10 protein-coding genes are annotated in these 13,294 nt (G+C 47.6%); 7 read left to right on the forward strand and 3 right to left on the reverse strand.

The genetic code is table 11. The features are described from left to right. The first annotated feature begins 45 nt into the window (after positions 1 to 45). A complete protein-coding gene (locus tag ACFOEE_RS01165; RefSeq protein ID WP_377120126.1) occupies positions 46 to 2,271 on the forward strand; it encodes a S9 family peptidase in 2,226 nt (741 codons plus the stop codon). A gap of 204 nt (positions 2,272 to 2,475) precedes the next feature. Continuing rightward, on the forward strand, positions 2,476 to 4,110 hold the full coding sequence (locus ACFOEE_RS01170) for a methyl-accepting chemotaxis protein (protein WP_377120058.1): 1,635 nt from the start codon (positions 2,476 to 2,478) through the stop codon (positions 4,108 to 4,110). A gap of 34 nt (positions 4,111 to 4,144) precedes the next feature. On the opposite strand, the gene ACFOEE_RS01175 is transcribed toward ACFOEE_RS01170, so the two are convergent. The 3 genes from ACFOEE_RS01175 to dinB all read right to left on the reverse strand — a co-directional run bounded on the left by ACFOEE_RS01175 (position 4,145) and on the right by dinB (position 8,814). After that, positions 4,145 to 5,677 carry a M17 family metallopeptidase gene (locus ACFOEE_RS01175; RefSeq protein WP_377120060.1) on the reverse strand — a complete coding sequence of 511 codons (1,533 nt, stop codon included), beginning with the start codon at positions 5,675 to 5,677 and terminating at the stop codon, positions 4,145 to 4,147. 176 nt (positions 5,678 to 5,853) lie between these two features. Then, positions 5,854 to 7,536 carry a carbon starvation CstA family protein gene (locus ACFOEE_RS01180; RefSeq protein WP_377120062.1) on the reverse strand — a complete coding sequence of 561 codons (1,683 nt, stop codon included), beginning with the start codon at positions 7,534 to 7,536 and terminating at the stop codon, positions 5,854 to 5,856. 195 nt (positions 7,537 to 7,731) lie between these two features. Next, positions 7,732 to 8,814: a DNA polymerase IV gene (gene dinB / locus ACFOEE_RS01185; RefSeq protein WP_377120064.1), complete on the reverse strand. Its 1,083-nt coding sequence runs from the start codon at positions 8,812 to 8,814 to the stop codon at positions 7,732 to 7,734. A 154-nt stretch (positions 8,815 to 8,968) separates the two neighbouring features. Here dinB and ACFOEE_RS01190 point away from each other — a divergent pair, with 154 nt between their 5' ends. The 5 genes from ACFOEE_RS01190 to ACFOEE_RS01210 all read left to right on the forward strand — a co-directional run bounded on the left by ACFOEE_RS01190 (position 8,969) and on the right by ACFOEE_RS01210 (position 13,293). Then, positions 8,969 to 10,021 carry an aldo/keto reductase gene (locus ACFOEE_RS01190; RefSeq protein ID WP_377120066.1) on the forward strand — a complete coding sequence of 351 codons (1,053 nt, stop codon included), beginning with the start codon at positions 8,969 to 8,971 and terminating at the stop codon, positions 10,019 to 10,021. A 135-nt stretch (positions 10,022 to 10,156) separates the two neighbouring features. Then, positions 10,157 to 10,672 carry an NUDIX hydrolase gene (locus tag ACFOEE_RS01195; protein WP_377120068.1) on the forward strand — a complete coding sequence of 172 codons (516 nt, stop codon included), beginning with the start codon at positions 10,157 to 10,159 and terminating at the stop codon, positions 10,670 to 10,672. Between the two features lie 141 nt (positions 10,673 to 10,813). Beyond that, positions 10,814 to 11,545, forward strand: coding sequence for a hypothetical protein (locus ACFOEE_RS01200; RefSeq protein WP_377120070.1), 732 nt, complete (start codon positions 10,814 to 10,816; stop codon positions 11,543 to 11,545). A 68-nt stretch (positions 11,546 to 11,613) separates the two neighbouring features. Beyond that, a complete protein-coding gene (locus ACFOEE_RS01205) occupies positions 11,614 to 12,447 on the forward strand; it encodes a formyl transferase (RefSeq protein ID WP_377120072.1) in 834 nt (277 codons plus the stop codon). A gap of 108 nt (positions 12,448 to 12,555) precedes the next feature. Continuing rightward, positions 12,556 to 13,293 (forward strand): substrate-binding periplasmic protein, encoded by a 738-nt coding sequence (locus ACFOEE_RS01210; protein WP_377120074.1) that lies wholly within the window; start codon positions 12,556 to 12,558, stop codon positions 13,291 to 13,293. The last annotated feature ends 1 nt before the right edge of the window (position 13,294 follow it).

Below are 13,294 nucleotides of genomic sequence, written 5' to 3' on the forward strand. Positions count from 1 at the left end.
TAACATCCAGTCTGATCATATTGATATAATGGGTGACTTGTGCAAATAACTCTTTCTCACCGTGCAATCTTTGGCTTCGCCCTCAGTTTGCCGCTTCTGGTAAATGCTCAACCGCTTGAGCTTAAAAGAATTTTCGATAGTCCAAGCTTAGCTGGTAAAGCAGCCAAAGCCCTTAAGTTTTCACCAGATGGTACACGCGTAACTTACCTTCAAGGTAAAGCTGAAGATCAAAATCGCTTTGACCTGTGGGAGTATAACCTTAAGGACAACACCAACCGTTTATTGGTGGATTCTCAAGCTCTGTATGCGGGCAAAGAAGAGCTGTCAGATGAAGAAAAAGCCCGCCGTGAGCGCCAACGTATTTATGGCCGCGGCATTTTAGAATACAAGTGGTCAAATGATGGCAAAGCGCTGCTCTTCCCATTGAATGGCGACTTGTATTTTTATGAGCTGGCATCGGGCAAAAGCCGTAAGTTAACCAATACTGAGGCGTTCGAAACTGATGCTCGGTTCTCGCCAAAAGATCAGTATGTATCGTTTATTCGCGAGCAAAACCTCTATGCCATTGAGCTGAGTTCCGGCAAAGAGATGCAATTAAGCAAAGATGGCGGCGGCACCATTAAAAATGGCATGGCAGAATTCGTCGCTCAAGAAGAAATGGGGCGTATGACAGGCTATTGGTGGTCGGGCGATGAGCAGCAAATTGCTTTTACCCGCATCGATGAAAGTCCAGTTAAAGAAGCTATCCGTAATGAAATTTACGCCGAAGAAGTAAAGCTGTTTAACCAACGTTACCCTTTTACTGGCACCAACAATGTAAACATTGAGCTGGGTGTCGTGAAGCTTAATAATCAGCAAATCAGCTGGATTGATTTAGGCAAAGATAAAGACATCTATATTGCTCGTGGTCAGTGGCTAAATGACGACCAAACGTTTTCATACCAATGGCAAAATCGCTCACAGCAACAACTTGAATTACGCTTTTACAACACCGAAACGCAAACGCAGCAAGTGGCGATTACGGAAACCAGTAAAACTTGGATAAACCTCCATAACGACTTGTACTTCCTTAAAGATAAAAAACATTTTATTTGGGCGTCAGAGCGTGATGGCTTTAAACACCTTTACTTGTATCGCACTAATGGTGAGTTGATCCGTCAAATTACCCAAGGCGAATGGGTTGTTGATAGCATTAAAGGTGTCGATGAAAAGCAAGGTATCGTCTATTTTGCAGGGCGAGCTGATACACCGCTGGAAAACCACCTCTACAGCGTATCCTTGTTTAAACAAGGCGAGATCAAACGCATTACTGAACTTGGCAGTAACCACGACGTAGTGGTGGCGAAAGATAACCGCACCTTTATCGACAATGCGTCTGCGGTAAATCGCCCTAATGCGGTGGCGCTACGTAAGGTCAATGGCGAATTTGTGACATGGATGGAAGAGAACAAACTCGATGACTCTCATCCGCTCACCCCATACCTTAAAGACTTACCAGAGCCACAATACGGTACTTTGACCGCAGAAGATGGCCAGACACTCTATTACCGTTTATTCCAACCAGCACAATTACAACCAGGCAAAAAATATCCTGTGATAGTCAACGTTTACGGTGGTCCACACGCCCAACGTGTAACAAACAGCTGGCGCAGTAAAAACCTCTACTTCCAATACATGGTGCAACAAGGTTATTTGGTATTCCAATTAGACAACCGAGGTTCTTACAACCGTGGTAAGAAATTTGAGGACGCCATTTACAAGCATTTAGGGGTGGTAGAAGTCGCAGATCAAATTAAAGGCGTTGAGTATTTACGTAGCCTGCCGCACGTTGACCCTGAACGTATTGGTATTTACGGCCACAGCTACGGCGGTTATATGGCACTGATGACCATGTTCAAAGCAGGTGACTACTTTAAAGCCGGTGTTTCTGGTGCACCAGTAACCGATTGGGCGCTTTACGATACCCACTATACCGAGCGCTATCTTGGCCACCCTGCCGATAACGCCAAGGGCTATGAAGCCAGTGCGGTATTCCCTTACGTACAAAACCTGAAAGGGCCGCTCATGATTTACCATGGCATGGCGGATGACAACGTGCTGTTCACCCATGCGACTAAATTATTCAAAACCTTACAAGATGAAGTTAAACCGTTTGAAATGATGACCTACCCTGGCTCTAAGCATAGCCTTAACGGTAAGTCAGTGCAGACTCACCTTCATCAAACCATCACCGATTTCTTCAATCGCCATTTTGCGGTGAAGTCTAACTAACCCCTAGCGCCGACGTTTTTCGTCGGCGCTTTCCCCCACCTACAACTTTTTGCTAATTGCACAGCTTGCCAATTCATTCTTTTCTATACTAAAGCAAGTCATAAACCTTGCGATAAAACAATAAACACTCGCCAGAGTACTGATAAATTATTCGACATTCTGCACATCAGTATCTCGACAACGAGTTAACGAAAAGGATTCTCCATGCAATTGCTCCGTCAAATTTCCATTCAAGCTCGCCTTTTCCTACTCGTGTTGCTCGTCATCATCGGGCTTTGTGTACTGAGCCTCACCAGTTTATACCAACAGCACCAAGCGCTAGAGCAACAACAGTACGAAAAAACGCAACACTTAGTAGAGGCCGCGCACAGCTTGATAGCAAGTTTCTATCAGCAGTTTAAAGCAGGCCAACTCACTGAAGCAGACGCCAAACAACAAGCCTTACAGGCAGTTTCGCAACTGCGTTACGACCATGACAATTATTATTGGATAAACGACTACCAACCTGCAATGGTCATGCACCCGTTTAAACCTGAGCTCAATGGCAAGTCTCTCGCCAATAACCAAGACCCAGATGGTAAAAAGCTGTTCGTTGATATGGTGAAAGTTGTGCTCGCCGAAGGCGCAGGTTTCGTTCCCTACAAATGGCCAAAACCCGGTTTACAGCAGCCTGTAGATAAAATCTCCTACGTTAAAGGCTTTCAACCTTGGCAATGGATAGTTGGCTCAGGCGTGTATTTAGACAGTATCGATGCCTCATTCGCGAGTCTGCGCAATTTTATGCTGGTCGATATGGCAATTATCATTTTGGCCGTTGCCGCACTTAGCTTTGTGATTGGTACTAGCATAGTGCACCCCCTGCAACACGCGGTGGCAATGATGCGCGATATTTCTGCTGGTGAAGGAGATTTAACGCAGCGTTTAGATACTGCAGGCAAAGACGAATTGGCGGCATTATCGAGCCACTTTAATCTTTACACCGAAAAAATGTGTGCCAGCATTGCAGAGGTGGCCAACAGCGCACAACGGGTTGGCGCTTTAACTCAAGATGTAGATGCTGCCTGTACTGGCAACTTAGATTTTATTGAGCAACAGAACGACAACAGCCGCCAAGTTGCAACTGCAGTGGAACAAATGAGTATGCAGGTGCGAGAAATTGCCAGCAATGCCTTTGCTGCTGACGATGCCACTAGACAAGCTCTCGATAACAGCAGCAGCGGTAAACAAGTGATCGCCACCAGCATCCGCAGTATTGAACAATTATCTGACACCATTGAGGCGGTAAGCCAAGTGACAACAGAACTGGCGAGCCAAACCAAAACCATAGGCTCAGTGCTGGATGTGATCCGCGGCATTTCCGAGCAAACTAACCTGCTAGCACTTAACGCCGCAATTGAAGCTGCCCGAGCGGGTGAACAAGGCCGCGGTTTTGCTGTGGTTGCCGATGAAGTACGCACCCTTGCTAGTCGCACTGGACAAAGCACCGACGAAATCCAAAGCATGATAGAGAAACTGCAAAAAGGCGCACAGGCAGCCGTCGCAGCTGTGCAGCAAAGTCAAAGCTTATCGCACAAAACCGTGCAACAGGCCAGCGAGGCAAATAATTCGCTAAATGAAATCGAGCGTTTGATGGGTATTATTGCCGAGATGAACAACCACATCGCCCGCGCCACCCAAGAGCAAAGTACCGCAGCCGAAGAAGTGAATTTACGTATTAATGACTTGTCCGGCTCCACCAATCATTGCTTGGAAACCACCCAAACGCTGACAAAAACCAGTACCGCTCTGAAAGCCGCCAGCCAGCAGCTCAATAATGTGGTCAGAGGCTTTAAATTTTAACGAACAAGGGCCACCAAGGTGGCCCTAAACAAACTTATAAACAGTAAGTCGCAAATAAACTGCTGACGGTCGCCGCATAAGGCTTACCATGCTGCCAGTCGCCTCCTTCTACCCCACTGCCAGCGATATCCATATGTACATAAGGGATTGGCTGCGCGCTATCCGTGCCATGCTTATCCAAGCCGCCGACAATGGCTAAAAACGCCATTGGGAACTGATGCCCACGCGCGGTGACCGCTGACGGCGCGTTGTTGCTTGAAAGCACATCGTCCGCCAAAGTACGTGGACGAACAAAATCATAATCCTCTCGACGACTGCGAGAAATCTCAGCACCATCCGCCCACAAGTCGCCTTGCGCGGCCAGCTTTGCAGAAATCCCAGCTGCACGTGCCGGACCATTTTCTACGTATGCACTGTACGGCCCCATCGCACGAGCTGCATGCCCAGTCAGGGTTGCAACCGTAAAGAGTAGTGGATTGACTTCCTGTTTTGCTTGCTCTTTTAGTTCGCTCAACAAGTCGCCCATCGCCAAACGTCCTTCGGCATCTGTGTTACCAATACGTACCCGCACTCCTTCACGACTAGTGATGATTTCATCTGGCACAAAGCAGTCAGAACCAATTGAGTTACGCACCACCGCAAGATAGGCCACGACTTTAACCCCTTTGGGTTGGTACTGAGCTACCGCTTTCATAAATCCAGCGACTGAAGCAGCTCCGCCTTTATCGCGGCTCATGCCCGCCATAAAGCCGCCAACTTTCAGGTCTGCGCCACCTGTGTCGTACACTAAGCCTTTACCAACAAACATTAGAGTGCGCTCAACAGCCCCTTCAGGGACATATTCTAGTTTGATCACGCAGGGATGATGGCGCTCTACCGCATACGAAGCACGTGCTACAGTGCCAAGTAACGGATATTCACGGTCTAAGGTAGCGCGGTCGCTAATAACTTCAATCGCCACTGAGGTGTTAGCAAATAACTGCTGGCAATACTCCGCAAAGCGCGCTGGCGCCATACGCTCAGGTTCAGTACCACACAAATCGCGCGCGGCGTAATGACCACTGGCAAGGGCGTTAAGTTGTTTACAAAGTGCATCATCCGCCCCAACCAGTGCCACTTGAGTTACAGGCTCAATCGCCTCACCATGGAAGTCTCGGGCTTCCAGTGGCAGCCACAGTGCTTGGCATAAGCCCAGATACGCTACTTGCAAGGCATTGACGTAACGAGCATCTTGCGGCAAGCCACTGAGCATTAGCGCAGGTTTTATTGCACCCGCTGCTTTTGCTTCGGTAATTGCCAGTTTGGCAGCATCAAAAATTCTGCGGACATCGTCAAAATCGCGATGTAACGGACCTGTCGGCGCGATAATTAAACGTTTACCGGGCACTTGCTCAGCCATGAGCAAGGTCACTTTTGTGGTAATACGTGCATCAACACTTAAGTACGGCGCGACTATGCCGGCCAGTACCGAGTCGTCCAAAGCGCTAACATTGGCAGTGATCACAATCAAAGCATCAGCATCGGCTTGTAACCCATGCTGACAAGGTAATGCGAGAGGAAAAGACATTCTAGAGCCTTAATAAACGAGTCAATCAAGCGCTTGATTATACTTATCAAGCGAGAAATTGCACGACTGGCTCGGTACACTGCCGTATTGGCGTAGATGTATCGCAAAAAAATTGGGCAAGTCAGCTCAAACCCGACTTGCCCAACGTAACATTAAACAGAATAACTAAATCTAGCTTATGCCTGACTTGATGCCTGCTGCGCTGCTTTATGCTTCACTATCACAGACCAAGCTTCGAGCATCACCAACACGCTGACCACCAGCACGATAAGATCTAAACCCACTAGCAACCATTTACCTTGCTGATAATATTCCACCAATTTGATAAGGCCAGCAAAAAACGCCATAACCAACACAAAGATCATCGGCAGCAAAGTGTAAATCGCCGGACGACCCAGTTTTATCAAATACACTGAAATGACTAACAGCGTTAAGCTAGCAAGGAGTTGATTGGTTGAACCAAATAAAGGCCAAATGATCATGCCACCACTGCCTGAGGCACCACCAGCACCAAAGGCCAACAGTAAACAGCACGCAACAGCAACTAAAGTGGCGATAATACCGTTATTAAGCGCTGGAATTTTATAAATTTCGCCCCACTCTTGGATAATGTAACGCTGTAAGCGCACGCCAGAATCCATAGTTGTACCAGCAAACAGCACCACCATCACCGCAAGCAAAGTAGAAGAGATTTCTGGCGGGATCCCCCAACCAGCATGAATAAGATTAGAGCCACCTGTAATAAATGCGCCGACGCTACCTGCGCCTAAATGGCTGTAAATTTCGTGCCACTCTTCTGGACTCACCGCTAACATCACACCACTGACCGCCACTAACGTGATCAAAGCCAAAGAGCCTTCACCAACCGCACCAAGATAACCGACAAACCGACCATCGGTTTCTTTATCAAGTTGTTTTGAACTGGTGCCTGAAGAAACAATACCGTGGAACCCCGACACCGCACCACAGGCAATCGTCACGAATAACAAGGGGATAATACTTGGTGTATCCACCACAGTCTGGGTATTAAATGCCGGCGCCGTAATGTCTGGCATAACCACAAACACCGCACCGTATAGCAGCACTAAACCCACCAACAATTGCATACCGTTAATAAAGTCACGCGGTTGTAATAACATCCATACTGGTAATAACGAAGCTACTGCAGCATAAATAAATAGGATCACAATCCAATTGGCTTTGTCACTGAGGCCAAACATTTCCGTCGGTAAAGTAATTGGCAGATCCGCACCCATATAGATGGTCCAGTAGAGCACCGCAACACCAATAATAATCAGCGGCGTCATTGGCACTTTACGCTTCAATAAAAAGCCAATCACTAAAGCTACTGCGATGGCAGACCAAGCAGGAAACACCGCACTTGGGTTACTCACAAATGAATTGGCGATGACCACGCCAAACACCGCGTTCACCATCAAGAGTACTAAAAATACCACCACCATAAAGAGCGCACGGGTGCGTTTGCCAATGACGGTCTCTGACAGTGCGCCCATCGACTTGCCTTTATGACGAGCACTTGCCCACAAAGCCCCCATATCATGCACACCGGCAAAGAAAATCGTACCAAACACCACCCAAAGAACCGCAGGCACCCAGCCCCAGTAGACCGCAATAGCAGGCCCGACAATTGGCGCAGCACCAGCAACAGAAGTAAAATGATGGCCCCATAACACGACTTTGTTGGTTGGCACATAGTCTGTACCATCATTGAGCTCATGGGCCGGTGTGACGAAGTTATCGTCCATTTTAAAGATTTTTTCGGCTATAAATTTGGAGTATACAAACCATCCAAACAGCATACCGAGTATGCCGAGCAGCACGATCATGATCGATTGCATACAGTTTCCTCACATTATTGTTTTGTTGTCTACCCCACGCTAGCACAATGCGGGCAAAAAACACTCACCATTTAGTCGAACCTTAAACCAAACATACAAGTAAACCGAGTACAAATTCGCGTACGCTGGTTGCGAATTAAACACTCCGCATCCACCCATTCGCCTCTAACGTCTGTGCCTTGAAAATATCAGCACTTAACCTACCACATCAAACAACCCCAGTTGCCCACCAGCTTGTTGCTGGGCGTCACTGGTGTCGTTCAGCCCGACTTGGATACCTAACAACCGCACGGGTTGATTCGGTCGTCTTGCCAGCAATTGCACCAACAACTCCTGCAGCAAGTCCGCATGTAATTGATGGTGTTGGCATTCTTTACTGACGAGCTGAAAATCGTGATACTTCACTTTAACCCCAAGCTTAGTGATAAACCGACTGCTTAAATAAGGGGTCAAACGTTTTTCTAGCTCGGGCAATAGTTTCTCAAGCAGTACTTGTTGTAACACTGAGGTATCACGAATATCAGTTTCAAAGGTAGTTTCTACTCCCACCGACTTTCTCACCCTTGAGGTTTCTACCCCTCGTTCATCAATACCTTGGCAACGGCGCCACAATGAGCGACCAAACTTACCAAAATGACGGCACAAAAACGCTTCGTCTAGCGGTTTAACATCTCGGCCATATTCAAGCCCCAATGCCAGTAACTTTTCATGGGTGACTTTTCCGACCCCAGGAATTTTGCGCAGCGGCAAATTGTCAATAAATGCCGCAACTTGCTCTGGGGCAATGACAAACTGACCATTAGGTTTATTTTCATCGCTAGCGATTTTGGCTAAAAACTTAATTGGTGCGATACCTGCACTGGCTGTAAGACCCGTGACGGAAAAAATATCAGCGCGGATCTGCGCCGCTATTAACGTTGCACTGCCTTTACACTGGCTACAGTCCGTCACATCAAGATACGCCTCATCTAAGGAAAGCGGCTCTACCAAGGGCGTGTAGCGGGCAAAAATTGCTCGGATCTGCTGTGACACTTGCTGATACACTTGCATACGGCCGGGCACAATCACTAATTCTGGGCACAGTTTTTTCGCCTGAAAATTAGACATGGCAGAACGCACACCATATTGGCGCGCTATGTAGTTGGCGGTCGATAACACCCCGCGTTGGCTACGTCCACCTATAGCCATAGGCACATTAGCCAGCGCTGGGTTGTCACGCATTTCAACGGCTGCATAAAAGCAGTCCATATCAATGTGAATAAATTTACGCTGCGACATACATAAACACTGTTCATTTATACAGTTATTATGCGCGTTATTTTCAATTCAGCAAGTCAAATTTGTTGATGAGCGGTTTTGGCTGCATCTTTAATAAAAACAGCCTAAACTTGGCAAACCTGATGAGTCATTTCTTAAAATTCATGGAGCCTGTATGGAATATCGGCGTTTAGGCAGCAGTGGTTTACAAGTTTCGCAGATCTGTTTAGGCAGTATGACGTGGGGTTTGCAGAATAACCAACACGACGCAGACGAACAAATTAACTTCGCGCTGGCTAAAGGGGTCAATTTTATTGACACCGCTGAAATGTATGCCGTACCGCCGTCACCAGATACTTACGGTAAAACTGAGCAGATCATAGGTAGTTGGCTATCACGGCACAAAGAAAAACGCGCCGACGTGATTATCGCAACCAAAATCGCTGGCGGCGGGTTACCTTGGATCCGCGGTGGTGCGCCTATAACTGGCCAAGCGGTCAGTGCTGCGATTGATGCCTCACTACAGCGCTTACAAAGTGACTATATCGACCTGTACCAGTTGCACTGGCCCAATCGCGTGTCGCCACATTTTGGCAAACATTGGCCCAACCTGACGACGCCGAGTAAAGAAGATGGCAGCGCCGAGGTCGATGGTATGCTCGATATTTTGCAGGCCATTGGCGACGCGGTAAAAGCTGGGAAAATCCGCCATTTCGGTTTGTCTGACGACACCCCGTGGGGGATCCAAACCTACTTACGCCTCGCAGAGCTGCATAATCTGCCCAAAGTGGTGTCTATCCAAAATGAATTTAGTTTGCTCCATAGCAAAGACTGGCCGTATCTCATTGAGCAATGTATTCATGAAGACATCGCTTATTTACCTTGGTCACCTTTAGCGGGTGGCGCGTTAAGCGGCAAATATTTAGGCGGAGCGCGCCCCGAAGGCACTCGCTGGAGCTTAGTCCAACGTCAAGGTTTGTTCCGTGATACGCCGTTATCAAACGAAGCGATTAAAGCCTACGCGGACATTGCCGCACGCCATCAACTTACTCCTGCCCAATTGGCGTTAGCTTGGTGCAATCAAATTGATGGTGTCACCTCAACCATCATAGGTGCAACCAGCATGGCGCAGTTGAAGGAAAACTTCACTGCTTTTAGCTTGCCATTAAGCGCTGAGCTTAAGGCGGAAATCGACGCTGTATTAAAACGCTACCCAGCGCCGTTTTAATGCGATTTCGTTTTTGCTATTTATAGCGCAGTAAGCAAACACTGCGCTATATTCCCTTACGCTAAATAGATGCCATTGACATACTAAAAGGCCGCGCGGCCAACCAAGCACAATACGAAGAAACCGCTCTACACCATGAAAAACCTAAATTTAACACCGCCAGTTCCACTTGACGGCGAACGTACCGTGCGCCACACCGCACGCGCAATTGTGATTGAAAACGCTAAAATATTAATGGTTTACACCGGTCGGTACGACGATTACAGCATTCCCGGTGGTGGCGTAAACCCGAACGAAACAGTTACCGCAGCGCTCAAACGTGAATTACACGAAGAAACCGGGGCGCATTCCATTGCTATCTTGAAGCCTTGGGGTCAGTATCGCGAATATCGCCGCCATAGCAAACAACCTGAGCAAGTAATGGAAGTGATCTCCCATTACTACTTTTGTGCCTTAACTGCACCACTTGGCGCAGCCAAGTTGGAAGATTATGAGATACGCAGCGGGGTTAAAGCCGTTTGGCTAAGTTTAGATGCAGCATTGCAACACAACCTCAATACGCAAAAAGGGGCTTTAGCAGGCCAAGCCCTACAGCGAGAAATTGATATTTTGCAGCAGCTGATTGCGCTCTATCCAAACCATTTGAGCTAACTATGCTGCGGCTTCAAGTAATTAGGGGATAAATTAAAAACCCTTGCTTTGAACCAAATTGCTCTTTTAGGGTCAATAGCCCTAAATGAATAACAATAACGCTCTGCCCCATAGCAAAGAGCTGCTTTTCCTAGGATGGTTATGACAGTTTGGCTGCGCACTTTGCTGCTTTCCATATTCTTTCATCTCATGCTGTTCTGGCTACTGAGTCGCGCAATAGTTACGCCTGAGCTAACCCAACAAACTCCGGCGCTAAAAACCTATTTAGTGATGGAACCACCATCACAACTGCCTGAACCAGCGTTGCCTAGCCCACCAAAAGAGGCTGCTGTAGCACCAACACCACAAGGACCTACTCCAAAAGAACTGCTACCAAAGGCGGCAGATGATGCTGTCATTGGCGCAGAGCAACCCGCTGAGCCAACTACATCTTCCCCCCCAGTGCAGCAACAAGCCCCTGTGAGTGCCAGCGTTGTTGCGGGTCCCGAGCCAATCACAACCTCCGCAGCCAATCCTGCAGGTAAAGTCTTAAATATTTCCCCGCAGCAGATCCTTGATAATTTAAGAACTCAACAGCTTGATAGCTTCTTAGCAGAGAAAACGGCACCCGCTGGTAAAGCGCAACCTGCGCGCCTTCGCGTCCCGACAGAGCATGCCCAAACCATCACAGATAAACGCGTGGTGGTATCAAAAAATGCCCTTTGGACAGAATATCAAGACGGCGATAGCTGCTATAAAGAAATGAACGCCGACCCCAATGTGCCCGGCTCACGTCCTTGGATAGCGCCAGTGAACTGTAATAACAGCACGATTAAAGCGAGCTATGATGAAATCATGAAGAAATGGCTACCAGCCGCCAAAGGAACCCGCTAAGCCTTTGATTGACAATCATTGCTGGACTCCTTAGGCTAAAATAAATACCGCCCAAATTAAGCGTGCCAATGAACATACTTGTCCTTGCCAATCGTGATCTTGCCAGTAATTACGCTTTAAACTTACTCTTACCGGCTCTTGCTACCGAGCATCAACTGACACTATGGCTATCCGCGCAAGTTGGCGGTAACAGCGCAAATCAAAGCAACAACCGCCCAGAAGCACTCAATACCCTGAAATTTTTTGAGCAAAGCTTGTTTAACGACTTAGTTGAACCACTGCTGCCCGAATCAAGCGTAATTGGGAAGTTTTGTGGGTTTGCGGGGTTTAATCACTACTTAAAAACACCGCACCAAATCGTCAATAACCTCAATACCGTACCGGCACTGGCAGAACTCAAAGCACTCGCGCCCGATGTCATTCTATCCATTCGTTATGGCTGTATTTTACGCAGTGAAGCAATCCAAACTGCACGTCTCGGCGTGCTCAATTTTCATTCCGGCATTTTGCCTGATTACCGCGGCGTAATGGCTACCTTTTGGAGCATGTTAAACGGTGCTAAGCAGATTGGCGCCACACTACACACCATTGACGATGCCAGCATAGATACTGGTGATATCATCGCGATTGTTAAACAACCTGTCATTGCTGATCAGTGCTATTTGGCGCATGTGTTGTCTTTGTATCAAGATGGCGTCATCGCAATGCAAAATGCCGTTGCAACCTTAGCCGCTGGTCAGCCATTGAATAAGCTTCCCCAGCCTGCTGGGGGCAATTATTTTAGCTTTCCCACCTCGGCCGATTTAGCTCGCTTTAGCGCCCAGCAGCAAACCTTAGTCGACCCCCAATTCTGGCTGAGTTTTATCCAACAGTATTATTTACCTGCGCCACTTAACTTATAAAAGTGGCTTAAAATGCAACCAAGCGTTGACAACTAGCTAGGTTATTCACCACACTGCAATAGTCGGTTCCTAAAATCTAAGCGCCTTATTGCGCATAAAAAGATACGCATGAAAACGCTGTTATACTGTTTTTTAATATTGAAGCTTGGCATTTGTCAGGCGGCTTTACTGCGTTTTGTGGCAGAAGATCTTCCCCCCTACCATTTTTACAACGCTAAAGGTCAGCTTGATGGCGCCTTGGTTGAAGTACTGCGCGCCACCCTCAATGAAGCAGGGCTCACTGCTGATATCGAGCTTATGCCAATGGCCAGAGCCCGCTATGAGCTTGACCACAAACACAATACCTTGATGTTCTCGTTACTCAAAACCGCAGAGCGTGAACATCAGTATCAATTTCTTGGCGCCACCTATCACGCTACGGCCTTTTTGTTTGGTTTAAAACAACGTCCGTTTTCGCTACACACACTGGATGATGCAAAAAAGTATCACGTTAGCACTATTCGCGGTTATCACAGCGATGCTTATCTTAAAGCGCAAGGTTTTAGTGAGGACGATAACTTAGTGTTATTAAGTGAATACCACAGTATGTGGCAAATGCTGTATTTGGGGCGAACCGATCTTGTGCTGACCAATGCCCTAACCGTGGAGCAAGAGCTGTTAAACTCAGGGCTTGAGCCAAGTTTTATCGACCGCAAGCTAGCCATTACAGACTTTCCATCTGAGCTGCATATCGCCGCCAACTTAAATTTGTCGTCAAAGGTAGCGCAGAGGATTAGTAGCGCATTGCAACGGGTAAAAGACAGCGGCCGCTATGAGCAAATCCTCACCCGTTGGCAATTGCAATAGC

The sequence above is a fragment of the Pseudoalteromonas fenneropenaei genome, assembly GCF_042643375.1.
Lineage (GTDB): Bacteria > Pseudomonadota > Gammaproteobacteria > Enterobacterales > Alteromonadaceae > Pseudoalteromonas > Pseudoalteromonas fenneropenaei.